Annotated in this window: 22 protein-coding genes; 4 read left to right on the forward strand and 18 right to left on the reverse strand. The window is 71.7% G+C overall.

Annotated features, from left to right (window positions below):
- Window positions 1-128: 128 nt before the first annotated feature.
- From ACFRIC_RS28285 to ACFRIC_RS28305, 5 genes are all read right to left on the reverse strand, one after another.
- Window positions 129-1,247, reverse strand: coding sequence for a M14 family metallopeptidase (locus tag ACFRIC_RS28285; RefSeq protein WP_382791179.1), 1,119 nt, complete (start codon window positions 1,245-1,247; stop codon window positions 129-131).
- A 95-nt stretch (window positions 1,248-1,342) separates the two neighbouring features.
- Window positions 1,343-2,110 (reverse strand): hypothetical protein, encoded by a 768-nt coding sequence (locus tag ACFRIC_RS28290; protein ID WP_382791183.1) that lies wholly within the window; start codon window positions 2,108-2,110, stop codon window positions 1,343-1,345.
- An 11-nt stretch (window positions 2,111-2,121) separates the two neighbouring features.
- Complete coding sequence (locus tag ACFRIC_RS28295; RefSeq protein WP_382791186.1) at window positions 2,122-2,850, reverse strand: hypothetical protein; 729 nt, start codon at window positions 2,848-2,850, stop codon at window positions 2,122-2,124.
- A gap of 21 nt (window positions 2,851-2,871) precedes the next feature.
- Window positions 2,872-3,960, reverse strand: a complete 1,089-nt coding sequence (locus ACFRIC_RS28300) for a hypothetical protein (RefSeq protein WP_382791189.1) — start codon at window positions 3,958-3,960, stop codon at window positions 2,872-2,874.
- A 216-nt stretch (window positions 3,961-4,176) separates the two neighbouring features.
- A complete protein-coding gene (locus ACFRIC_RS28305; RefSeq protein ID WP_382791191.1) occupies window positions 4,177-5,262 on the reverse strand; it encodes a hypothetical protein in 1,086 nt (361 codons plus the stop codon).
- A gap of 398 nt (window positions 5,263-5,660) precedes the next feature.
- Here ACFRIC_RS28305 and ACFRIC_RS28310 point away from each other — a divergent pair, with 398 nt between their 5' ends.
- Together ACFRIC_RS28310 and ACFRIC_RS28315 are read left to right on the forward strand one after the other, a co-directional pair.
- Window positions 5,661-6,218 carry a glycoside hydrolase family 25 protein gene (locus ACFRIC_RS28310; protein ID WP_382791194.1) on the forward strand — a complete coding sequence of 186 codons (558 nt, stop codon included), beginning with the start codon at window positions 5,661-5,663 and terminating at the stop codon, window positions 6,216-6,218.
- A 144-nt stretch (window positions 6,219-6,362) separates the two neighbouring features.
- Complete coding sequence (locus tag ACFRIC_RS28315; RefSeq protein WP_382791197.1) at window positions 6,363-7,538, forward strand: N(5)-(carboxyethyl)ornithine synthase; 1,176 nt, start codon at window positions 6,363-6,365, stop codon at window positions 7,536-7,538.
- A gap of 63 nt (window positions 7,539-7,601) precedes the next feature.
- Here the strand turns inward: ACFRIC_RS28315 and ACFRIC_RS28320 are convergent, their stop codons facing one another.
- The 3 genes from ACFRIC_RS28320 to ACFRIC_RS28330 all read right to left on the reverse strand — a co-directional run bounded on the left by ACFRIC_RS28320 (window position 7,602) and on the right by ACFRIC_RS28330 (window position 9,597).
- The gene (locus ACFRIC_RS28320) at window positions 7,602-8,264 is read right to left on the reverse strand and encodes an NADPH-dependent F420 reductase (protein ID WP_382791199.1); all 663 of its coding nucleotides are present in this window, start codon (window positions 8,262-8,264) and stop codon (window positions 7,602-7,604) included.
- 146 nt (window positions 8,265-8,410) lie between these two features.
- Entirely contained in the window at window positions 8,411-8,623 is a 213-nt protein-coding gene (locus ACFRIC_RS28325; protein ID WP_103553197.1) for an EF-hand domain-containing protein, read from the reverse strand.
- Window positions 8,624-8,682: 59 nt separating this feature from the next.
- A complete protein-coding gene (locus ACFRIC_RS28330) occupies window positions 8,683-9,597 on the reverse strand; it encodes a MerR family transcriptional regulator (RefSeq protein ID WP_382791202.1) in 915 nt (304 codons plus the stop codon).
- Window positions 9,598-9,654: 57 nt separating this feature from the next.
- On the opposite strand from ACFRIC_RS28330, the gene ACFRIC_RS28335 reads away from it, so the two are divergent.
- Window positions 9,655-10,290 carry a GNAT family N-acetyltransferase gene (locus ACFRIC_RS28335; protein WP_382791205.1) on the forward strand — a complete coding sequence of 212 codons (636 nt, stop codon included), beginning with the start codon at window positions 9,655-9,657 and terminating at the stop codon, window positions 10,288-10,290.
- Between the two features lie 22 nt (window positions 10,291-10,312).
- On the opposite strand, the gene ACFRIC_RS28340 is transcribed toward ACFRIC_RS28335, so the two are convergent.
- The 6 genes from ACFRIC_RS28340 to ACFRIC_RS28365 form a co-directional block, all read right to left on the reverse strand.
- Window positions 10,313-11,512 carry a YncE family protein gene (locus tag ACFRIC_RS28340; protein WP_382791209.1) on the reverse strand — a complete coding sequence of 400 codons (1,200 nt, stop codon included), beginning with the start codon at window positions 11,510-11,512 and terminating at the stop codon, window positions 10,313-10,315.
- Complete coding sequence (locus ACFRIC_RS28345; protein ID WP_382791288.1) at window positions 11,512-12,291, reverse strand: polysaccharide deacetylase family protein; 780 nt, start codon at window positions 12,289-12,291, stop codon at window positions 11,512-11,514. The genes ACFRIC_RS28340 and ACFRIC_RS28345 overlap by 1 nt, the downstream gene beginning before the upstream one ends.
- 431 nt (window positions 12,292-12,722) lie before the next feature.
- Window positions 12,723-13,226, reverse strand: a complete 504-nt coding sequence (locus tag ACFRIC_RS28350) for an ATP-binding protein (RefSeq protein WP_382791212.1) — start codon at window positions 13,224-13,226, stop codon at window positions 12,723-12,725.
- Between the two features lie 345 nt (window positions 13,227-13,571).
- Window positions 13,572-14,339, reverse strand: a complete 768-nt coding sequence (locus ACFRIC_RS28355; protein ID WP_382791214.1) for an enoyl-CoA hydratase/isomerase family protein — start codon at window positions 14,337-14,339, stop codon at window positions 13,572-13,574.
- A 168-nt stretch (window positions 14,340-14,507) separates the two neighbouring features.
- Window positions 14,508-15,755: an Ig-like domain-containing protein gene (locus ACFRIC_RS28360; RefSeq protein WP_382791217.1), complete on the reverse strand. Its 1,248-nt coding sequence runs from the start codon at window positions 15,753-15,755 to the stop codon at window positions 14,508-14,510.
- A gap of 169 nt (window positions 15,756-15,924) precedes the next feature.
- Window positions 15,925-17,154 carry an Ig-like domain-containing protein gene (locus tag ACFRIC_RS28365; RefSeq protein WP_382791220.1) on the reverse strand — a complete coding sequence of 410 codons (1,230 nt, stop codon included), beginning with the start codon at window positions 17,152-17,154 and terminating at the stop codon, window positions 15,925-15,927.
- Between the two features lie 151 nt (window positions 17,155-17,305).
- Here ACFRIC_RS28365 and glgX point away from each other — a divergent pair, with 151 nt between their 5' ends.
- Window positions 17,306-19,642: a glycogen debranching protein GlgX gene (gene glgX, locus ACFRIC_RS28370; RefSeq protein ID WP_382791223.1), complete on the forward strand. Its 2,337-nt coding sequence runs from the start codon at window positions 17,306-17,308 to the stop codon at window positions 19,640-19,642.
- A 52-nt stretch (window positions 19,643-19,694) separates the two neighbouring features.
- Here glgX and ACFRIC_RS28375 read toward each other — a convergent pair whose 3' ends face one another.
- Genes ACFRIC_RS28375 through ACFRIC_RS28390 form a run of 4 tightly spaced genes read right to left on the reverse strand, consistent with a single transcriptional unit; the run spans window position 19,695 to window position 23,257 of the window.
- Entirely contained in the window at window positions 19,695-20,333 is a 639-nt protein-coding gene (locus tag ACFRIC_RS28375; protein ID WP_382791225.1) for a response regulator, read from the reverse strand.
- Window positions 20,323-21,588 (reverse strand): ATP-binding protein, encoded by a 1,266-nt coding sequence (locus tag ACFRIC_RS28380; RefSeq protein ID WP_382791227.1) that lies wholly within the window; start codon window positions 21,586-21,588, stop codon window positions 20,323-20,325. Before ACFRIC_RS28380 ends, ACFRIC_RS28375 begins: the two co-directional genes overlap by 11 nt.
- A 35-nt stretch (window positions 21,589-21,623) precedes the next feature.
- Complete coding sequence (locus ACFRIC_RS28385; protein ID WP_382791230.1) at window positions 21,624-22,358, reverse strand: ABC transporter permease; 735 nt, start codon at window positions 22,356-22,358, stop codon at window positions 21,624-21,626.
- A complete protein-coding gene (locus ACFRIC_RS28390) occupies window positions 22,355-23,257 on the reverse strand; it encodes an ABC transporter ATP-binding protein (RefSeq protein ID WP_382791233.1) in 903 nt (300 codons plus the stop codon). Before ACFRIC_RS28390 ends, ACFRIC_RS28385 begins: the two co-directional genes overlap by 4 nt.
- Window positions 23,258-23,518: the final 261 nt, after the last annotated feature.

The raw sequence follows: 23,518 nt of genomic DNA on the forward strand, positions 1-23,518 counted from the left end.
GGGGCCGCGCCCGGGGGGGGGGGGGGGGCCGGCCGGGGGGGGGGGCCGCCGGCGGGGGGGGGGGCCCGGGGGCGGCCCCCCCCCGGCGGGGGGCCCGCCGCGGTGGTACGGGCAGGGTCGCGGACCGGTCAGCCGGGCTCCCCCGGCTTGGCGTCGGCCAGGCCGGTGAGCGCCTGGTCGAAGACCTCGCGCGCCCGCTGGAGGACCCGCTCGCGCCACCGGGCGTCCTCCACCGGGCAGAAGGCGTCGCGGATCAGCCGCTTGAGGCCGGAGCGGACCGCCTCGGCCGGCGGACGGTTCCGGTGCAGCCAGGCGTCGGCGCACAGCGCCACCAGCACCTCGGGGCCCGGCTGGGTGCCGAACTCCAGGGTGATCGCGGTCAGCAGGCCGCCCGCGCCGAGGCCGTCGGCCACCGCGGTCGCCGTGTTGCCGACGATCGGGGTGGAGGAGGACGTTCCCTCCTCCGAGGCGGTGAGCGCGTCGCCGTACCAGCGGCGGGCACGCTCGTGGGCGTCCGCGTCCCTTCCGCCGCGGAAGATGGGCTCGCCGACGCCCCGCTCGCCGAGCCCGGTGTGCAGGTCGATGTAGGCGACGTGACCGGCGCCGGCGATCCGCTCGGCGACCACCGTCTCGAACACCCGCCGGGACCAGGCCGGTGCGTCTCCGCCGTAGAACAGGCCGTCGGGGTGGCGGTACTGGCCGCGGGTGACGGCCTCCTGGAGGCGCTGCGGGCCGAGCCGGTCGCGGAGCGCGGTGAGCTCCGCGACCAGGTCGCCGGGCACGAACGCGGCGGCCCGAGCCGGCACCAGGGTGCGGTGCACGGCGTCGTAGGCGTCGTTGTGCGGCGGGGCGGCGTGGTCGACGAAGTTCCGGTTGAGGTCGACGTTGTCCTCGTTGACGCGCCGCAGATGGGCGAAGCCGTAGGGGTTGAGGGCATGGACGAGCAGGACGCCGGTGTCGGGCCCCGCGGCGGCCTTGGCGACACCTTCCCGCAGCAGGACGCCGGTCTGGCAGGCCGAGCCGCAGAAGCCCTCGACGCCATGGGTCCCGGAGACCGTGACCAGGAGCTTCGCCGGGTCGGGCGGCCCCATCTGAGCGGTGTCCACGCAGAGTTCGCCGCCGTCGGGCCCGAGGTGCCCCGGCAGGGTGAAGGTCCTCAGCCTCGCGCCAGCCTCCTCGGCGGCGCCCAGGAAGGCCGCGCGGGCCCGGGAGTAGTCGGGAGGAAACATGATCGATGTGTCCGCCATTGCCGCCTCGCGTTCCTGGAGTAGTGGACCGGCCGGCCGTCCTGCGGCCGCGCCCGGGGGACGGGCCGGAACCTCGCCCGGCCCGCCGGCGGGACTCAGCCCCGCCCGGAGGGCAGCGGCACCCCGAGCGCCGTGAGGATCGCGTGCGCCCCCTCCCGGGTGGGCACGTCCAGCAGACACAGCACCCGGTCCCCCGGCCGCGTGTGCTCGGCGAAGTACCGGTTGGCCTCGGGCACATGGCTCAGCGGCCGTTCCCGGTAGAGGTCCAGCGGACGGCCGATGCCGGGGACGACCCCGCGCACCGGGTCGAACGCGGCCCGGGGGGCGAGCGCCGCGGCCACCTCGGCCGCCAGCGCCTCCTGGCTGTCGTCCTTGCCCGCGAGGTCCGGGTACATAGTGATGTCCGGATGGCCGCTGAACGCCGCCATCGCGCAGTGCACCACGGGGTTGTACGTCTTGAGGGCGATCACCTCGGGGAACGGGCGGCCGTCGGCGAGCAGCCGGGCGAAGTGCAGGGCCCAGCTCTCCTTGAAGACGGTGCCGCCCCGGTACGCGTCCCCCACGAACTGGATCATGATGTGGAGGCAGGGCCGCCCGGACGGGATCTCGGCCCAGCGGGAGGTGAGCAGCGAGACGACCCGGTCGCGTGCGCGGTCCACCCCGACGACGACGTACTCGGCGTCGGTCAGCATCTCGCGGCGCAGGGTGAAGAGCTGGCGGGTGTGGAGTCCCGGCATGGCGAGGACCAGACCGTCCACGATCCATTTCTCGGTGCTGCTCGGCAGTTCCCGGCCGGGCGGCAGGGCCAGTACCTCGACCCCGGACCGCCCGCCGGGCCGTGTGCCCCGGTCGTCGTCGGCCACCGTCGCCCCGCTCAGACCTCGGAGGTGGTGGGCAGCGGGATCTGGGCGTCGCTCTTGCCGAGCACGGTGAGCTGGTGCAGTTCCACGAAGTAGAGCTTCCAGAGCCAGTAGACGTTGTGGAGGTGCTCGACGACCTTGCGCTCGTCGTCCTCGGAGTGGATCAGCGTGGACAGCACCCGCCACACGAAGTCGTCGTGGTCGTCGTCGAGGTCGGTGTTGACGTGCGCGCGGGCGCCCTTGACGTTCTCCTCGCCGAGGACGTCGCCCAGGTTGTCCAGCCAGTCGGGCTGGGTGCGCGTGGTGACGTACTCGACGAAGTACACGCTGGTGATCAGCGCCATCGGGCTGTCCTCGAACTCCATGCCGAACTGGAGGTATCCGGTGAGGAGTTTGGTGGAGAGCAGGGGTTCCGTGGAGTAGATCTGGTCCTTGGTGACCCCGACCTTGGCGAGGTCGGCGGCGAACAGCCGGTCGTGCAGCATCTCGTCGTCGGTGTAGTGCGCCCAGGCCTTGGCCTGCACGGGGTCCACCTTGGTGAAGTACTTGATGGCCAGCGCGTCGACGGTCCGCTTGCGGCGCAGGCGCAGGATCGTCTCGATGTTGTGCCGCTTGTAGTAGTCGAGGTTCAGCTCGGAGGCGTCCTTCTGGTGCTGGGCGTAGGGGACGGTCTCGTAGAAGTCCTTGATGAAGGTGTCGAGGACCGCGTCGACCTTCTTGCGCAGTTCGGAGTTGATCGTCATGGCGTGCTTCCCTCCTTGGGGTCAGTGGCAGCCGCAGCCCGCGCTGGAGACGCGCTGCATCCGGCCGCGGCGTACCGCCTTGCGGGCGCCGAGGACGGCGGTGCCGTCCGATGTCAGCAGCGAGCTGCGGGGGCAGAGGAAGGCCAGGGCGAAGCGCGTGGCCGGCGTGATCCCCAGGCCGAGGTTCACGACACCGCCGGTGGCGCCGTACACCTCGTTCGGTCCGCAGTTCGCCGGGATGATCTCCGTGCTGGTGTTGATCCCGAAGCCGAGTTCCCAGATGACGCGGTAGCGCGGATCGTCGGTGAGCAGCTTCTCCAGCTCCACGGCGGCCGATGTCGCCCCCGGGGTCTGCGGGGTGACGCTCTCGATGCTTCCGGCGGCGACGCGCAGCGTCACGGCGTTGGAGACGAGCGGCGCGAGCGCCTCGAACAGCCGCCGCTGGTCGGCGCCGTCGGCCGGGTCCTGGTGGCGGTGGACGATCGGCCAGCCGCGCAGGGTCAGTTCCCCGTGCAGGCCGAGCAGCCGGGCCTCCGGTTCGAAGGTGGTGATCTCGGCGGCGGTGACGCTCAGTTTGCCCGAGGGGAAGATCTGCTGGTCGCCCTCTTCCAGGACGCCGGCCTGCTGGTTCCAGACGCAGTCGCCGGCCGTGTGGTCGAACTCGGCCTCGGTGCCGGAGACGTCGTCGACGATCGTCAGCCGGTCGCTGTCGCCCACCAGGTCGAAGAACTCCTCGGCCACCTGGGCGTGCCGGGCGACGTCGGTGAGGGCGGCGGTGCGCAGGAAGTAGCGGACGTGTTCGTCGGTCAGCGGCGTGGATCCGGCCGGCAGCACGGCCAGTTTGCGGCCGCCCAGCTCCCGCTCGGTCGGCGAGTCGAGGAACCGTCCGGGGCAGACCGCCAGCACGTGCGCGTCCGCGGGGACGCTCCGCTCGATCAGCTCGCCCAGGCGGACGCCGGGCGGAAGGGTCAGCGGGAGCACGCGGGAACATCCGTCGCCGGGACGCAGGGAGACGAGGCCGCCGTGCTGTTCGCTCGTGATCAGACAGAATGTACCGGCCGGCCGGCCGAACTGGTCGAAGTCGCTCGTCGCGATGTCAAGCGGTGGCACGGAGAACTCCCTGGAAGAGAAATACGGGAACCTCACGAGAGGAAAAGGGGAACCCCGCGACGGGGCATGGTCACTGCCCCGCCGCGGGTCGGTACTCAGCCCAGGAGCGTGCCCAGGTAGTTGCGGTTCTTCTGCACCTTGATCTTCTTCATGGGGAGTCACCTCCTGTTGGGTTGAATTTCCTTGCGTTCACCCCGGCCGGGCGGTCGTGACCCGCTATGCGAGGGGCACGACCCTTTCCACGGTGGGGTGGTCCGGGTGGCCGATCACCGCGACGCCGTTACTGGTCAGCACGCGGGTGTCGGGCGAGATGATGTCGAGGTGGTACTGGGTGTACGGGGTGAGTCCGAGGCCGAAGTGCAGGCACCCCTCGGTACCGCCGTACACCTCGTTCATGGCGTGGTTGCCGGGCAGGATGTCGTGCGAGGTGTTGAGCGCGTGGCCGATCTCCCAGACGATCCGGTACCGGGAGTCCACGGCGAACATCTGCTCCAGCATCGCGACGGCCGGCGCCGCTCCCGCGTCCAGTGCCCGAAGGCGGGTGATCCTGCCGTCCTCGACGGTGGCCTTGATCGCGTTGTCGCGCATCGCCCAGAGCTGGGAGTGGACACGGGCCTGGTCGGCGCGCGAGAAGGAGGGGGTGCCGTTGTGCAGGATCGGGTAGCCGCGCAGCGTGATCTCGCCCTCCAGGGGCAGCTTCAGCGCCTCGTCGAACTCCCTGATCTCGACGGGCAGCACGCTGATCTCGCCGGAGGGGACGATCTGCTGGTCGCCCCAGTCCAGCGGTCCCGCCTGCTGGTTCCACACCAGGCCCTCGCGCAGATGGTCGAGGGTGGCGCGGGTGCCGTGCACGGGGTCGACGTACACGAGCTGGTCGGAGTCCTCGGCGAGTTCGAAGAAGGTGTCGCAGAACGCCGCCTGTTCGGCCGCCGAGGTCCGCTCCATCACGCCGAGGAAGTGCCGGATCTCGTCGAGGCCGGTCGGCGTCGAGTTGCACGCCATTCCCATGATCTTCCGCTGGCCCACGAGGTCGGGGTCGGGTGATTCGAAAAACCTGTGGGGCGATACCACGAGTACGTGCGCGGGTTCCGGGATCCGCTTCTCCAGGATTTCCTCGAACCGGTCGCCGGCGTCCAGCGTGATGGTGAGGAATTCCCGGTACGGGGCCGTCTCGACGACTTCGATCCGATCGACCAGCTCGGAATTCGTGATCAGACAGAAGGTGCTTCCGGTGGCTTCACCGAATTGGCTGAAGCGGCCGGGATCAATTGCTATCTGCGCGGACACGATCACTCCCGTCATGACCTTTGCACGTTTTCTCGCCGTGGTCTCCAATGTGACGGTTCGTGGGGTGCGGTGACTATAGGACGATGGTCCCCGCACCGATTCCCGCGACTGGTACTTCCGCCTGTGTCGGCACCTGTCCGCGGTGCTGTATTTTCTACGGCCGCCTTCTCCCTCCCGAGGGGCCGGCCGGCGGCGGGGCGCGGCCCGGAAGCGGGAAGGCGCGTGCGGTCCGGCGGGGGGGCGGTCACACGTGCGAGCGTGGAGACGGCCAAGTGCGGGCACCCCCATGACAGTTGCCCTTTCACGGACCGCCCTGGGCAACGGCGGCCGTTCCCCACGGCCGCCGGGCATCGGTCACCGGGCAGCGCCCCGCGTGCCCCGTCCCCCTCCCCCCACGCACGGAGGCCCCACCCATGCTGCGAGGCATCGACGTCAGCGCCTATCAGCCGTCCGCGTACGGCACCGCCGGTCTCTCCTTCGTCTTCGTCAAGGCGACGGAAGGCCGCTCGTACGTCAACCCGAAACTCACCGCGCAGACGCGGACCGCCCGCGACGCGGACTGCGTCGTGGGCTTCTACCACTTCCTGTGGCCCGGCAACATCACCGCCCAGGCCGCGTACTTCGTGAGCAAGGCCCCCGAGAGGGCGGGCGACCTGCTCGCCGTCGACTGGGAGACGACCGGCGAGGGCACGCACGCCAGCAACGCGGAGAAGGACCGCTTCATCCGCAGGGTGAAGGAACTCCGCCCGGACAACCGCGTGGTGCTCTACACGAACCGGGACTTCTGGCTGAACGTCGACACCACCTCGTACGCCGGTGACGGTCTGTGGATCGCCGACTACGTGACCGCCGGCGAACCCCGCATCCAGGCGAAGTGGCGCTTCCACCAGTACACCTCCGAGCCGGTGGACCGGGACGTCGCGGACTTCGCGAGCAAGGCCGCCCTGCGCGCGTGGGCGGGCGAGGCCTAGCCGCCGGCGGTCCTGCGCCCACCGGGACCGGAGTACGGTTGGCTTACCGAGCGCACCTCGCACGCCGCCATCCGTCGCGGCGTCGCCCTCGGGGAACGGCAAGGCCGGAGCGGTTCGCGTCCGGCAGGAAAAGAGCCGCCCCACATGAGCCTGATGAGTCTCGGAGTAGTCGCCTCGTCCCGCAAGGAGAACGAGTTCCGGCTGCCGCTGCACCCCGGCCATCTCGACCGCATCGCCCCGGACGTACGCGAGAGGATCTTCCTGGAACGGGGCTACGGCCGTCGTTTCGGCGTCGCCGACGACGCGCTGCGGCCCCTCGTGGCTGGGCTGCGCTCCCGCGAGGAACTCGTCGCCGAGTGCGACGTCCTGCTGCTGCCCAAGCCCCTGCACGAGGATCTCGCCGAGCTGCGCGAGGGCCAGGTGCTGTGGGGATGGCCGCACTGCGTGCAGGACGAGCGGACGACCCAGATCGGCATCGACCGGCGGCTGACGCTGATCGCCTGGGAAGCCATGAACCACTGGACCTCCGCGGGCGCCTTCAGCGTGCACGTGTTCCACAAGAACAACGAGCTCGCGGGCTACTGCTCGGTGCTGCACGCCCTGCAGCTCGGCGGGCTGACCGGCAGCTACGGGCGCCGCCTGCGCGCGGCGGTCATCAGTTTCGGCGCCACCGCGCGCGGAGCGGTCACGGGCCTGGGCGCCATGGGGGTCTCCGACGTCACGGTGCTCACCCAGCGCGCCGCCGCGGCCGTGGCCTCACCGATGCCCTCGGTCGTGATGGGCCACTTCGCGGAGGAGCCGGGCGCCCCCGCGCGCCTTCAGGCCGCCACTCCGGCCGGGCCCGTGCCGCTGGCGGAGTACCTGGCCGGGTTCGACATCATCGTCAACTGCGTCCTTCAGGACACCGACGCGCCGCTGATGTTCGTCACCGAGGAGGAACTCGCCCTGTTCCGGCCGGGCACGTTCTTCATCGACGTCGCCTGCGACGAGGGCATGGGCTTCGCATGGGCCCGCCCGACCACCTTCGACGAGCCCATGCCCACCGTCGGGGCGGGCTGCCACTACTACGCGGTGGACCACAGCCCGTCCCATCTGTGGAACTCCGCCACCTGGGAGATCAGCGAGGCGCTCCTCCCCTACCTGCGCAAGGTCATGAGCGGTCCCGCCGCGTGGGACGCCGACGTCACGCTGCGCAAGGCCATCGAGATCCGTGACGGAGTCGTCCGGAACCCGAAGATCCTGTCCTTCCAGCACCGGTCCGCCGACTACCCGCACGCCCCGAGGGTCCCGGCCGGCGTGCTGAGCCAGGCGGTCGGCTGAGCGTGCGGGGCGGGCCGGTGAGGGTGCCGGCGGACCGGTGAGGGTGCGTGGCGGTCCGGGCGCTCAGCCGCGGAAGTCCGGCGAGCGGTCCGGGGAGGCCTCCGTCAGGGCCTTCGCGACCGCGTCGCGGCCTTCACGGAGACCGTAGACGGGGGTGCCGGGCTGCTGGCGCCAGGAGTCCTCGAGCCCGCCCGCGTCGACCGTGTCGAAGCCGATCTCGTCGATGAGGTCGCGTACGCGCCGCTTCGCCGCCTCGTCGTCGCCGGCCACCGGGAGGGCCATGCGGTCGGGGTCGCCGGCCGGGCGGACGCGGTCCAGGATGTCCTGGGCGTAGGTGCCGTTGAAGGCCTTGACGACCGTGTGGCCGATCTGCCGGGCGGTCCAGCCGCTCTCGGTGAGGCCGTCGTCCTCGATCCCCGCGATCCTGCCGTCACGCTGCTGGGGGTAGTAGTTGCCGGTGTCGATGACGGCGACGTCCTCGGCGGCTCCGTCCAGGATGCCGTCGGGCAGGTTCGGCACCGCCTTGAGCGGGATCGTGACGATCACGACGTCGGCGCCCCGTGCCGCCTGTTCGACGGTGACGGGGGTCGCCCCCGTCTCCTCGGCGAGTTCGGCGAGCGTCTGGGGACCACGGGAGTTGGCGACGGAGACGTCGTGCCCGACAGCGGTGAGCCGCCGGGTGAGGTTGCCGCCGATGTTGCCCGCGCCGATGATGCCGATCTTCATGACACGCCTTCCGAAGTAGATGCACATGCATGCTTCTGTCGAAGGGCGTCAACTGCGGTCCGGCGCGGCCTATTCCGCCGACGCGGCAAACGGGCGAAGCGCGGACAAAGAAGGGGGGACCCTCGTCGGGTCCCCCTCTTCCCGGGTCACTTGTTCAGGTGGGTCCAGAACTCGTCGAACGAGAGGACCTTGTCGCCGTTGAGGTCGCGGCTGGCGATGACGGCCTCGGCCACCGACTCGGTGACGTTCCAGTCGCCGCCCTGGGCGAGAGCGGACTTGAACTCGGCCGCGGTGATGAACCCGTCACCGTCCGAATCGATCCGCTCGAACTGCTTGCGTGCTTCCTCGATGTCGGCCACTGTCCGCCCCTTCGTCGTGCATCACTGCATGCGTTACTGCCTGGTGTACGGAGGTCAGATTAACGGTCCGGGTGAGCGCGCAGTGCGGCGAGTACCCAGGCGAACTCCTCGCGGTGCGCCGACAGCGGGTCCAGGCCGCGCATCACGGCGCTCAGCTCCCGGAAACGGGCCATCTCCGTATGGGCCGCGGACTCCATGCGGGCCAGCACCGAAGCCCGGTCCGCGTCGCCGAGCAGGCCGCTCAGCACCGTGTCCGCCTCCGGATCCGCGGGGTCGACGCCCCGCTCCAGCGCCTGGCCCGCGAGGTGCACCAGGCGGCTCATGAACCACAGGGAGGTGCCCGGCGCCACCCCCGGCCCCCGGTCCGCCGCGTTGAACTCGATCATCTCGCGCATCCGGGCGCGGAAGCCGCGGTCCTGGATCAGCTCGGCCAGCTCCACCCAGGCGTCCACCTGCTCGGGTGTCGGGTCGTCCGGCAGCTCACCGGCGTGGAACCGCAGCCGGGTACGGATGTCGGGGTCGGCGGTGTCCAGTCCGCCGAAGGTCTCCTCCATGAAGTCGTCGACGATGCGTCCGCGCTCGGCGGCCGAGAGCCGCGCCAGCTTGTTCATGAGTGTCGTCTCCTGTGCGCTCGAACCACGTCGTGCCACGGTCGACAGCACCGCCCGGGTCACCTTCAGGGAGCGGATCTGCGCGTCCAGCGCGGCCACGTGCGCGGCCGCCACCTCCGCCACCGTCCGCTCGCCGGTCAGGACCGCCCGGACGTCGCCGAGCCCCAGTCCGAGTTCGCGCAGGGTCCGGATCAGCTCCAGACGGGCCACGGAGCCGGCGTCGTACAGCCGGTAGCCGCCCGCCGACCTGGTCACCGGGGGCAGCGCGCCCTCGTCCGACCAGTAGCGGATGGTGCGGACACTCAGGCCGGTGCTCCGGGACAGCTCGCCGATGGTGAGAAGTCCGGTGCCGTCGTCGATCATGTCTGCGAGTCTGGGCCTTCCAGTGGGTGGAGACTCAAGCGGCGGGGGGCGTCAGTCGTGTCCGGAACTCTGCGCGACATTCTGGACCGTGCGGCCCGGGGAGTCCTCCCGCCGCCCGACGGCGCCATCACCGTCGTACGCCAGCACCGCCCCCGTGACGCCGGCGTCCTCGCCTTCACCGCGCACTCCGTCGTCTTCACCGACGAGGACGAGGGCTGGGTGCGCGCCGCGCTGGGGGCGCTGGACTGCGACGCGCTCGCGGCGGCCATGAACCCGCGGTTCCTCGCCGCGCTCATGGAGCGGACGGGGCGGTCGAACGACACCGTCGACCTGCTGTCCGTCGCCGCCCCGCTCCCGGGCCCCGCGGCCCTCGCGCTGACGGAGATCGGCGACCTGGCCCACCCCCGGATCACGAGCTCCCGCGGGCGGCGCGACGAGGTGCGGGCGTGGGCCGCAGACGGCGGGGTCCTGGTCCTCGGACGAGGGGTCGGGGGCCGGCTGGAGGTCGCGGTGGAGGTGGACGAGGGCGTACGGCACCGGGGGCTGGGCCGGGCGCTCGCCTCGGCGGCGCGGCACCTGGCCGGGGAGCCGGTCTGGGCCCAGGTGGCCGCGGGGAACGCCCGCAGTCTGCGGGCGTTCCAGGCGGCGGGCTACCGGCCGGTGGGCGCGGAGGCGCTGCTCCTGCCCCGCTGAGCGGGCGGGGCGCCGGCGTGGATCAGCGGAAGATGCCGGTGTGGCCGAGGGAGTACCGGCCGGGCTGGGGATAGACGGCGAGGCCGTGCGGTCCGCTGCCGACCTTGATGCGGGCGAGCTGTTCACCCGTGCCGGTGTCGATCGCGTACACCTCGGAGTTGTACCGGCCGGAGAGCCACAGGACCTTGCCGTCCGCCGAGACGCCGCCCATGTCGGGGCTGCCGCCGTCGGGCAGGTGCCACTTCTTGGTGAGCCGGTTCTGCGTGAAGTCGAAGATGGAGATGGTGCCTTCGCCGCGGTTGGAGATGTACATCTCCCGCGAGTCCCGGCTGACGTACAGGCCGTGGGCGCCCTTGCCCGTGCGCAGCAGGGTCGGCTCGGTGAACTTGTCGCCGTCGAGGACCCACACGCCGTCGGCCATCATGTCGGCGATGTAGAACCTCTTGCCGTCGGGGGAGATCTTCACGTCCTGCGGCATGGCCCCGTGGAACGGCAGCCTCTGCTGGCCGATGACCTTCATCCGCTCGGTGTCGACCTTCAGGAGCTCACCGCTGAACTCGCAGGACACGATGAAGTAGCGGCCGTCCGGGGAGAAGTCGGCGTGGTTGACGCCGTAGCAGCTCACCGGCTCGGTCCTGACGGTCTTCATGGTGTGCGCGTCGCGGAAGACCAGCTCGCGGTCGAGGGAGGCCATGACGATCGCGTACTTGCCGTTGGGCGTGAAGTAGAGGTTGTACGGGTCGTGCACGTCGACCGGCTGCCCCGCCTTGCCGGTCTTCGGGTCGATGGGGGTGAGGGTGTTGCCCCGGTCGTTGTTGACCCACAGGGTCTTCAGGTCCCAGGAGGGCACGACGTGCTGGGGCTGGTTGCCGACCGGGATCGTCTCGATGACCTTGTACGTCTTCGGGTCGATGACCGAGACCGTGTTGGAGTTGGTGTTGGGCACGTAGACGCGGGACGGGAAGTCCTTGACCACCGGGGAGAGCCGGCCCGGACGGTCGGCGGCGTAGACGTCCGCCGGGTCCAGCAAGGGGGGCATGCCGGGCAGGCCCTGGACGACCGGCTTCTTCACCGGTGCGGGCCGGACGGCCGCCTTGGTGGTCTCGCGGCCCTGGCCTGCGTGGTCCGGGGAGGAACCGCCGCACCCGGCGAGGAGGGCGAGCGCGGTCAGGGCGGTGCCGGCGATCAGCACGCGGCGCGGGGAGGAGGGTGGTGTCGGCATCAGCTCAGCAGCTCCGTGGTGGTGACCGCGCCGAGGCCGCGGCGGTCGAGTTCGTGCAGAAGGGCGGGGAGGGCGGCGACCGTGCCGGCGTATCCGAAGTGCAGGCTCACGACGGAGCCGGGACGGACCTCGGCCAGGACCTTGCGGGTGACGGCGGCGGCTCCCGGCGAGGTGTAGTCGAGCGAGTCGACGTCGTAGGAGAGCGTGTGCGGGTAGCCCGCGTCGCGGGCGAGGCGTTGGACGAGGGGGGAGGCGCGGGGGCTGCGGGAGGGCCGGAACCAGGTCCCGATCGAACCGGTGAGCCGCTTGAGACGGTCGGCGCAGCCCCGGATCTCCGCGGCCGCCTCCGTCGCCGTCATGGCGTTGATGTCGAGGTGGTTCATCGTGTGGTTGCCGAGGTCGTGGCCGCCGTCGAGGATGCGGCGGGCGAGGTCCGGGTGCTCGTCGAGCCAGGTCCCGACGGCGAGGACGGTGACCCGGGCACCGGCCCTCTCCGCCTCGCCGAGCAGCGACTTCGCGACGGCGGGGTCGCCCTGTCCGTGGAAGGTGAGGGCCACTCGGGAGGGGTGGGTGCGGGGGCCGTGGGTGATCTCGGGGGGCTGGGCGGGATAGCGGCGGGGGGCGGGCGCGGTGGCCCGCCGGGTCGCCGTGGCGGCGGGGGCGCTGGGCGCGGCCGGAGGCGTCGTGGGCTGGTGCGGGTGGGTCGTCCGCGGGGCGGAACAGCCCGCGCTCGCTCCGGCGGCCAGGGTTCCCGCGGTGAGCGCGAGTCCGGTGAGCAGGGCGGCGCGCCGGGGCGTGGCGGGTGCTGCGGGGTCTTCGGCGGGCGTGGTCACCGGACCATTTAAGGGCGATTCGACCGAAAAACCGGCGATTGATCCGACCGGGTGGTGGTGCGGGTCGCTTCACCGCACCCACGTTCGGGCCGGACGGGACCACCCGCCCCCACGAGCGAATCGGGGCCCTCACCGCGAAGCAGGACCCTCACCGGACAAGGGGAACTCACCACCGCGGCAGGACCCGCGTTGCGGAGTGCGGGCCCTCTTTTGGATCAGTGGGTCCGGTCTGCGATAGTCGGCGATGCGACCTCCACCCATTGACCCGGGCCACGGTTGTCGCCGGTGGCGCGGTTCACACCCCAATTCGTTCCGCGACACCCCGCAAGCCCCGGCTGCCACGCGGCCGGGGCTTTCGCGTGCCCGGGCGGAGCGGGTCAGCGCTCGGCGACGCGGATCTCGAACCAGGTGGTCTTGCCGCGGGGCAGCAGGTCGACACCCCAGCGGTCGGAGAGCTTGTCGACGAGGAAGAGGCCCCGGCCGCTCAGGTCCAGTTCCTGGACGGGCATGAGACAGGGAAGGCCGCGGGAGGGGTCACGGACCTCGATACGGATCCAGCCGCGACGGCGGCGCATACGGAGTCCGAAGACGCGGGCGCCGGTGTGCCGCACGGCGTTGCCCACGAGTTCGGAGACGAGTAAGACCGCGTCCTCGGTCATCTTCGGGGACTGGCCCCAGTGCCGCAGGACCACGACCTGGGCGAGCCGCCGCGCGGTGGCCGCGGACTCCGGGCGGGACGGCAGCAGCACCTCCCCCTCGGTGGGATTGCCGAACAACTCCAGTGCCTTGAGCGCCCGTTCGTCCTCGACCGCAGGTGTCCAGCGCGCCGCGGTCGCACTTCCGTGCCGCCGCGGCTGTTCCATACCCTCCAGCCCCGCCATGCCCCCCATCATGGCCGTCCGGCGCCCCCTCCGGGGCCGTTCCGGAGGATTGGGCCCCCCGGAACGGGACATTCCGCACCATCCGATCGGCATATGCCACAGGCAGTTCGGAGGTGCGGACAGCCCGCCCGACCTGCCGGAACGGCCCCGTCGAGGGCAATCGCCACCGCCTCGGGACAAGGAGCGCTTAAGGCTGCCTTAAGCCTGCGATAAAGCGCCCCATCGAGCGACGCCCGTCGGACACCCCGTCAACCGCAGGTGGATCGAAGGGGATCGGAGAGGGCGCGACCGGCCGTGCCGGCCCGGGAGGCGGACACCGTCTCCCGGGCCGGCGCGGCGGACGGATCAGAGGAACTTCGCCTTGCCCGGGCCCTCTTCCACGAAGCTCCGCATGCCGCGCTCACGGTCCTCCGTCGCGAACAGGCCCGCGAACCAGTTCCGCTCGATGGCCAGCCCGGTCTCGATGTCCGTCTCCAGGCCCGCGTCGATGGACTCCTTGGCGGCGCGCAGCGCGATGGCGGGGCCCTGCGCGAGCCTGGCGGCCCAGCCGTGCGCGGCGGTGTACACCTCGTCGGCGGGGACGACCCGGTCGACCAGACCGAGCGCGAGGGCCTCGTCGGCCTTGACCATACGGCCGGTGAAGATGAGGTCCTTGGCCTTGGAGGGGCCGATCAGCCGGGAGAGCCGCTGGGTGCCGCCGGCGCCGGGGATCAGGCCGAGCAGGATCTCGGGCTGGCCCAGCTTGGCGTTGTCCCCGGCGATGCGGTAGTCGGCACACAGGGCCAGTTCGCAGCCGCCGCCGAGCGCGTATCCGGTGACGGCGGCGACGACGGGCTTGGGGATGCGGGCGACGGCGGTGAAGGAGTCCTGCAGGGCCCGGGACCGCACGACCATCGCCGCGTGGTCCATGGCCTGCATCTCCTTGATGTCCGCGCCCGCCGCGAACACCTTCTCCCCGCCGTACAGCACCACGGCGCGGACGTCGGGCCGCCGGGTGGCCTCCTCGGCCAGCTCCTTGAGGCGGTCCTGCGTCGCCACGTCCAGGGCGTTCATGGGAGGGCGGTCCAGGCGGATGGTGCCCACGCCTTCGGCCACTTCGAGATGCACAGTCATGGAAGCAGGTTAGTGGCCGTTAACGGCACCGGGCCGGGTGTGCTGAGTCACAGCACACCCGGCCCGGTGGAGAACGCTCACGCGATCGGGTCGGACGGAGTCACCCGATCCGCTCGGAGGCGGCCGGCCGATCCCCTGCCGGACCGTCACACGGACCGCTCCGGCGCATCACTTGATCCAGTCCGACCAGGGTATGTTCCAGCCGTTGAGACCGTTGGCCGGGTCGACCGTCGGGTCGGTCGAGTTCTTCACGACCACCACGTCACCGACCATCGAGTGGTTGAAGAACCAGGCGGCCGGCACGCCGCTGTCGTAGCCGCCGCGCACGTCCCGCAGGCCGATGCAGCCGTGGCTGGCGTTGTAGTTGCCGAAGGCGCCGCCGCCCCAGTAGTTGCCGTGCACGAAGGTGCCGGAGCTGGTCAGGCGCATGGCGTGCGGGACGTCCTTGATGTCGTACTCGCCGTCGTAGCCGACCGTGTCGCCGTTCATCCGGGTCACGGTGAACTTCTCGCTGATGACCATCTGGCCGTTCCAGGTGGCGTAGCCGGGCTTGCCGGTCGTCACCGGGATGGTCTTGACGACCTTGCCCTCCTGCATGACCTTCATCGTGTGCTTCTTGGCGTCCACGACGGACACCTGGTCGCGGCCGATGGTGAAGGAGACCGTCTTGGCCTGCTTGCCGTAGACGCCCTTGCGGCCCTCGACGCCGTCGAGGTTCAGCTTCACGGTGACCTTGGTGCCGGCCTTCCAGTACTTCTCGGGCCGGAAGTCGAGGCGGTCGTTGCCGAACCAGTGGCCCTGGACGTCGACGGCCGGCTCGGTCGTGATCTTGATGGCCTTCTCGACGTCGTCCGGCTTGGTGATGCCCCGGGTGAAGCGGACCGAGAACGGCATGCCGACGCCGACCTTGGAGCCGTCCTCGGGCGTGAAGTTGCCGGTGAAGGTGTTCTGCGGGCTCAGCGTCGTGAAGGACGAGTCCTCGGCCGCCGTGCGGCCCTCGGAGTCCTTCGCGACCGCGTGCACCTGGTACTTGGTGGACGCCGCGAGGTGTGTGGCGGGCGTCCAGCCGCTGCCGTCGGCCGATATCTCGCCGTCGATCTTCGTGCCGTCGTTGTCCTTGACGGTGACCTCGGTCAGTTTGCCCTTGCTGGCCGAGACCTTGAGGGTGCCGCTGGTGTCGACGTCCTTGGCACCGGCCTTCGGCGCGATCGTGACGACGGCCACCGACTGCTTGCTCTCCGTGCTGGTGACGCCCTTGCCGTCCTTGTCCTTCCCTTCGGACCCCGAGTCCGTTCCCCCGCCCCCGCCGCAGGCCGTGACGGCCAGCAGCGCACCGCCGACGATCACCGCCCACCGCTTGTTGCGGCCGCGTGAGCGTCCACCCGCCGACGCCCCCGATATCGGTCGCACGTTCACAGTCGTTCTCCCCTCGCAAGGCCCTGATCAGGCCCCCACCCCGGCGCGTCCCACGCGATCATTGGCGCATATTAACCTCACGGTTTTGAGCTCCGTGTCAGGTCAATGTCACCGTTCCGTCGCAACTTGGACCGACGACCGCGAAGATGGTTGCACCGGGGAGCGAAGATCAGTCGACCGCGCTGCCGGCCTTCCACGCCTTCCAGCCCATGTTCCAGCCGCCGAGTCCGTTGTCGGGGGCGACCTGCTTGTCCTTGCTGTGCACGACTTCGATGACGTCCCCGACGAGACTGCGGTCGAAGAACCAGCCCGCCGGGGTGTCCGAGCTGCCGCCCTTCACGTCCCGCAGACCGACGCAGCCGTGGCTCACGTTGGTGCGGCCGAAGACGTCCTGCGCCCAGTAGTTGCCGTGCAGGAAGGTCCCGGAGTCGGTCAGGCGCATCGCGTGCGGGACGTCCGGGATGTCGTACTCGCCGCCGAAGCCGACGGTCCGGCTGTTCATCCGGGTCACCTCCAGCATCTCGGTGACGACCATCTTCCCGTTGTACGTCGTCGTCTTCGGCGCTCCGGCCGTGATCGGCACCGTGGCGAGGAGGTTGCCGTCACGGCGCACCTCCATGGTGTGGGCACCGGCGTCGACGAGGGACCGCTGGTCGCGGCCGACGGTGAACGAGAAGGTCCGCGACTGGAGTCCGTACACGCCGGGCGATCCCTCGACGTCGCGCAGCCCGAGCGCCACGGTGACCTTCGTGCCCGGCTTCCAGTAGCGCTCGGGACGGAAGTCGACGCGTCCGCCGCCGAACCAGTGCGCGCGGATCTCGACCGCGGGCCGCGCCTCGACGTGGATCGCGCGCTCGACGGCGGCCCGGTTCTCGATCTCCCGGTTGAACTCCAGGGAGACGATCATCCCGGTGCCCACGACGGAGCGGTCCTCCGGGGTGACGTACCCGATGAACCGCTCGTCGGGCACGGCCGTGGTGAACGTGGTGTGGCGGGCCGAACGGTGCCCGGCGCCGTCCAGGGCCACCGCGTCCACGGTGTACTTGGCGGCGAGGGCGAGTCGGGTGTCGTCCGGTCTCCAGGACAGGCCGTCGTCGCTGATGTGCCCGGGTACGGGTGACTCCCGGGCGTCCTGGGACTTGACGACCTTGACGGACTCCAGGCGTCCGCCGGGCACCCGTACCAGCAGTGCCTCCTGAGGTCGTACGCCCTTCGTGCCGTCGTCGGGCGCCACATGGATGACGTCCTCGGGCGACCGCGGTTTGCCGAACGCCTCCCCGATCCCGTCCGAGATCCCGCCGGAGGTGCAGCCGGAGGCTCCGGCCAGCAGGCCGGCCCAGGTCAGTACGGCGGCCAGCGCGGCCCCTGCGCGCCGCGCGCGCGTCTGTACGTGCTTCACAAGGGACCCAACGACGCCGCCCCTCCGGGGAAACGTGAGTGCGAGCCACGCTCTGGGCAGAACAGTGGGGAGGACGACGCGCCAAGGAGCCGCGGCCGGGACGCCGCGCACCCTTTTCCGTGCCGTTCCACGAGCCGTGGGAGGCTGACCGGTGTCGAGCGCACCCGAGCAGGAGGCGGTCCAGGAGGGACGCGCCGCGGGCGGCGGGCTGCCCGCGCAGACCGTCACGGACCCGGCGGGGCCGGCCCCCGCCGCACCGCCCGCCGCCGTACCGGCGCCCGCGGACCCGGCGGTGGAGCCGGCCGCTCCCGCGCTGAACGGCTCACGGCGCCCGGCGGCGCCTCCCGTCGGTGCCTGGCCGGGTTCCCCGACCCCGCTCGGAGCACGCTTCCGGGTCGGTCCCGACGGCACCACGGGCACCAACTTCGCCCTGTGGGCGGGCGGCGCGGAGGCCGTCGACCTGTGCCTCTTCGACGAACGGGGCGCCGAGACCCGCGTCCCGCTCACCGAGCTCACCCACGAGATCTGGCACGGTTTCGTGCCCGGAGTGCTCCCCGGCCGCCGCTACGGCTTCCGGGTGCACGGCCGCTGGGACCCGTGGACCGGCGCCCGCTGGAACCCGGCGAAACTGCTCCTCGACCCGTACGCCCGCGCCGTGGACGGCGACTTCACCCTGCCGCCGGAGGTGTACGGGCACGTCCGCGACTGGCCGCAGCAGCAGGTCGCCGACACCGTGCGCGACGACCGCGACTCGGCGCCCCTCGTCCCCAAGGGCGTTGTCGTCCAGGACGACGACGACTGGTCGGACGACCACCGCCCCAAGACCCCGTGGGCGGACTCGGTCATCTACGAACTGCACGTGCGCGGATTCACCCGTCTGCACCCCTCGGTCCCCGAGGAACTGCGCGGCACGTACGCCGGACTGGCCCACCCCGCGGCCGTCGAGCACCTGGTGAACCTCGGGGTGACGGCGGTGGAGCTGCTGCCGGTGCACCAGTTCGCGCACGAGGACCATCTGCTGCGCCGGGGCCTGAAGAACTACTGGGGCTACAACTCGATCGGCTACTTCGCCCCGCACGCCGCCTACGCCGCCTCCGGCACGAGGGGCCAGCAGGTCGGCGAGTTCAAACGGATGGTGCGCGCGCTGCACGCGGCGGGGATCGAGGTCATCCTCGACGTCGTCTACAACCACACCGCCGAGGCGGGCGAGCTCGGCCCGATGCTGTCGCTGCGCGGCATCGACAACCGCGGGTACTACCGGCTCCAGTCGGACGCCCGCCGCTACGCCGACTACACGGGCTGCGGCAACACCCTGCACGTCGTGCAGCCGCAGGTGCTGCGGCTGATCACGGACTCGCTGCGGTACTGGGTCACCGAGATGGGCGTCGACGGGTTCCGCTTCGACCTGGCGGCGGCCCTGGCCCGGTCCATGCACGACGTCGACATGCTCTCGCCGTTCCTCGCCGTCATCGCCCAGGATCCGGTGCTGCGCCGGGTCAAACTGATCGCCGAACCGTGGGACGTGGGCTCCGGCGGCTACCAGGTCGGCGCCTTCCCGCCCCTGTGGACGGAGTGGAACGACCGCTACCGCAACGCCGTACGGGACTTCTGGCGCGGGGCGCTGCCCGACGTACGGGATCTGGGCTACCGCCTGTCGGGGTCGAGCGACCTGTACGCCTGGGGCGGCCGGCGCCCGTACGCCTCCGTCAACTTCGTCACCGCGCACGACGGTTTCACCCTGCGCGACCTCGTGTCGTACGAGCGCAAGCACAACGAGGCGAACGGCGAGGGCAACCGGGACGGCACGGACGACAACCGGGCCTGGAACGGCGGCACGGAGGGCGAGAGCGAGGACGAGGGCCTGCGGGCGCTGCGGCGGCGCCAGTTGAGGAACCTGCTGACGACGCTGCTGCTGTCGACGGGGGTGCCGATGCTCGTCGCCGGGGACGAGTTCGGGCGCACGCAGCGGGGCAACAACAACGCCTACTGCCAGGACAACGAGATCAGCTGGGTCGACTGGTCGCAGCTCGACGACCCGCACTGGCGGGCCCTGTTCGAGCTGACGTCCCGTCTGATCGCGCTGCGGCACGCGCATCCCGTGCTGCGCCGCCGGGCCTTCTTCTCCGGGCGCGCCCACTCGGCCGACGGACTGCGGGACCTGGCCTGGTTCACCGCGCGGGGCACCGAGATGACGGAACGGGACTGGTACGCGCCGGCCGCCACCCTCGGCATGTATCTGTCCGGCCGGGACATCCCCGGACGGGACGCGCGGGGCGCCCCGGTCGTCGACGACAGCTTCCTCGCCGTGCTGCACGCCGGGGACCGGCCGGCCTCCTTCGAGCTGCCGGGGACGCCCTGGGCCACCGCGTACGAGGTGGTCGTGGACACCTCGCGCGAGGACCAGGCCGCGGCGCCCGCGCTCACCCACCGGGCGGGCACGGCGATCACGGTGCCGGCGCGGTCCGTGCTGCTGCTCAGGGTCCGCTGAGGGCGCGGTCCCACGGCGGCACGCCCTGCCGGCTGACCGGGGCGCGGCCCGGTCAGCCGAGGATGCCCCGCTCGTACGCCGTCGCCACCGCGGCCGCGCGGTCCTTCGCGCCCAGCTTGGCGTACACGTGCGTGAGATGGGTCTTCACGGTCGCCTCGCTGATGAACAGTTCGCGGGCGATCTCGCGATTCGAGGTGCCCTTGGCCACCAGGGCCAGCACCTCGCGTTCGCGGGCCGAGAGGGTCTCGGCGGAGGCGGGCGCCCGCACGGCCGAGACCAGGCGGGAGGCGACGGCCGGGGACAGCACCGTACGGCCCTGCGCCGCGGCCCGCACGGCCGTGAACAGGTCGTCGCGGGGCGCGTCCTTGAGCAGATAGCCGGTGGCACCCGCCTCGATCGCCGGCAGGGTGTCGGAGTCGGTGTCGTAGGTGGTCAGGACGAGGACGCGGGCCCGGGAGCGGCGCCGGGTCAGCTCGGCGATGGCGTCCACTCCCCCGCCGCCCGGCATCCGCAGGTCCATCAGGATCACGTCCGGGTCCAGGACGGCGGCCCGTTCGACCGCCTCGGCCCCGTCGGCCGCGTCGCCGAGGACGGTGAAGCCGGGGGCGGACTCGAACATGCCGCGCAGGCCGTCCCGTACGACGGGATGGTCGTCGACGATCAGCAGCGAGATGCGGGTGTCATCGGTCATGGCGTACCAACGGTACGCGAGCGGACAGCGCGGTGCCGTGGCCCGGTTCGGACTCCACGGCGAGGTGGCCCGCGATGCGTTCGGCGCGGGCGCGCATGCCGTCGAGGCCGAATCCGCCGGCGCCCGTGCGGGCGGGGACGGCAATCGGGTCGAAGCCGCGGCCGTCGTCGCGCACGTCGAGGGTGACCTCGTCGCCCATGAAGCTCAGCGTCACTCCGACCCGGCCGGCCGCCGCGTGGCGCCCGGCGTTGGAGAGGGCTTCCTGGGCGATGCGCAGCAGGGTGGCCGCGACCTCGTCGTGGAGCTGCTCGCTGGTTCCGGTGACGGTGAACTCGGCGCGTATTCCGGTGCGTTCCGCCCATTCGGCGACCGTCTTCTTCAGCGCCTCGGGCAGCCCGTCGTCCGCCAGCGCCACGGGGGCCAGGTTGTGCACGGAGCGGCGGGCCTCGCCGAGACTGTGGCGGGCGAGCGCCGAGGCCCGTTCGAGGTGGACGCGGGCGGCGGCCGGACCGGCCGCGTTCGCGGCGACCTGGAGCTGGGCGATGATCCCGGTCAGGCCCTGGGCGATGGTGTCGTGGATCTCGGCGGCCAGCCGTCGGCGTTCCTCGGCGATCCCGGCCTCCCGCGCCTGGACGAGGAGTTGGGCGTGCAGGGCGACGTTCTCGTCGAGGGCCTGCTGAAGCGCCGCGTTGGTGCGTTCGAGCTCCGCGATGGTCCCGGCCCGTTCGCGGGAGCGCCGTTCCTCCTGCTCGGTGAGGTGGGCCACGATCGTCTGGAGACCGGAGTTGGCGGCCAGGAGCGCCCCGAACGCGGCCCACTGGGCCGCGCCCCTCGGCGGCAGCCCGCCGCACTGCGCCCCCGCCACGGTGATCGCGGCGGCGAACAGCCCGAGCCTGCGCCACATGCCCGGGATCAGCTCGTCGGCGTCCATGTATCCGGCGGAGGCGTAGAACGCGAAGAACCCGCTGCTCAGGGTGAGTGTGAAGGCGATGGCCCAGCGCAGTACGTAGTACGCCGTCCCGGCCGGGGAGGGAATCCTGCCGCGGGCGGGGCGGCGTGAGCGGGTGCCGTGCCACCAGAGCTGGAGCGCGATCGCGGCGGCGACCAGGCCGGCGTCCGTCTGCCACTCGGCCCGGCCTTCCACCTGGCCGGTGGCGACCAGCGCGAGGACGACGCTGATGCCGAGCAGACCGTACGGCCCCCAGGTGTGCAGTTGCTCCAGACGTCGCTCGATCCGCCCGTCCCCCGCGTCCATGCCCCCAGTCTGCATCGGCCCGCTCCGGGCGGTGCCTACTCCCACCGGAACCAGCGGGAGGCACCCGCGGTGAGCAGCGCGGTCCAGGCCACCAGCACCCCCAGGTGCGTCCAGCCCGGCCAGTTCCCCGCCGCCGCCCGGTTCAGGGCCTGCGCGGCGGCGCCGAACGGCGTGCAACCGACGATCCGGGCGAGGGTGTCCGGCATGGACTGCACCGGCAGCCACACGCCCGCGCAGAACATGGCCGGGAAGAACACGGCCGATCCGATCGCGCCCGCGATCTTCGTCGTCCGGGACAGCGCGGAGACCACCGCGCCCAGGGCGAGCGCGGCCAGGACCGCCAGGAGCAGGGCGAGGAGATAGCCGTACGGCTGCCGGGGAAGCCGCACGGCGAACGCGAGCCGGCCCACGACGAGGGCGCACAGGGCGGAGAGCAGGGCCGCCGAACCGTAGACCAGCATCTGCGCGGACAGCAGCGCGGACGGCCGGACCGGCGTCGTGGACATCCGGCGCAGGATGCCTTGTTCGCGGTAGCCGGTGAGGTTCTGCGGCATCGACTGCAGACCACCGACGATCATGCCGAGGAGCACGGCGACCGGGACGTAGACGTCGATCGTGCGCAGGCCGCCCAGTTCGGGCCGGTGGTGCCGGAGCGCCGGGATCGACCCCAGGATCACGAGCAGCAGGGTGGGGAAGATCAGGATCCAGAAGAGGGCGCCCGGTTCACGGCGGAAGAGCCGCAACTCGGCGCGCAGCACGGCGGTGTTCACGCGGTGACCTCCGTCAGGTCCAGGAAGGCGTCGTCCAGGGTGGCGTCGGTGACGCGGAGCTGGTGGGCGGTGACGCGGTGCCGGGCGAGCAGGGTGATGACCGCGTTCACGGTCTCGTCGGTGCCGGACAGCGTGACGCGGCCGTCCTTGGTCGCCACGGAGGCGAGCGCCGGGAGCGCCTGGACGTCACGGTCGTCCAGCGGCGCGGACGGGGTGAAGCTGATGACGGTGGAACCGGCGGAGCGGCGGACGAGACCGGCCGGGGTGTCGAGGGCGGCCAGGCGCCCCTTGTCGATGACCGCGATCCGGTCGCACAGCCGCTGCGCCTCCTCCATGAAGTGCGTGACCAGCAGGACGGTGACGCCCCGGTCGCGGACGTCCTCGATGAGTTCCCAGGTGTCGCGGCGCGCCCGCGGGTCGAGCCCGGTGGTCAGCTCGTCGAGCACCACCACACGCGGGTCGCCGATGAGCGCAAGCGCGATGAACAGGCGCTGCTTCTGGCCGCCGGAGAGCTTGCCGAAGCCGGTGCCGAGCCGGCCGGTCAGCCCCAGGCGCTCGGCCAGCGGGCGCCAGTCGGCGGGCTTCGGGTAGAACGCGGAGTACAGCTCGAGCGCCTCGCGGACGGTCAGTTTCGGCTGGAGTCCGCTCTCCTGGAGTTGCACGCCGAGGACACGGCTGGTGGCCTCGTGGTCCGTGAAGGGGTCGAGGCCGGCGACCCGGACGCGGCCCGCGTCGGGGACCCGCAGTCCCTCGACGCATTCGACGGTGGTGGTCTTGCCGGCGCCGTTCGGGCCGAGGATCCCGAAGATCTCGCCCTCCTCGACGCGGAAGGAGACGTCGTCGACGACGCTCCGGCCGTCGTAGGACTTGCGCAGTCCGCTCACTTCGATGACTGACATGCCCCGAGCGTCGCAGCGGGGGCCCCGCCGTCGCATCGGCCGTCGCGCTCGGACCGGCATCGTCCGATCGGTTGACGGAGCGGTACGACGTGCCTCGGGGGCGGCGTCGCGACGCCCCCTGGGGATCAGCGCCGCGACGCTCCTCGAAGGCCCCGGGGTTCAGCGCCGTACCGCTCCTCGAAGGCCCCGGGGACGACCGGTCGCGGAGCGCCCCGGACGGTCCGGACGTGCCGAAAACTCGGTGGGCACTGTCAGTGGTGA

This window comes from Streptomyces sp. NPDC056738, assembly GCF_042790435.1.
Lineage (GTDB): Bacteria > Actinomycetota > Actinomycetes > Streptomycetales > Streptomycetaceae > Streptomyces.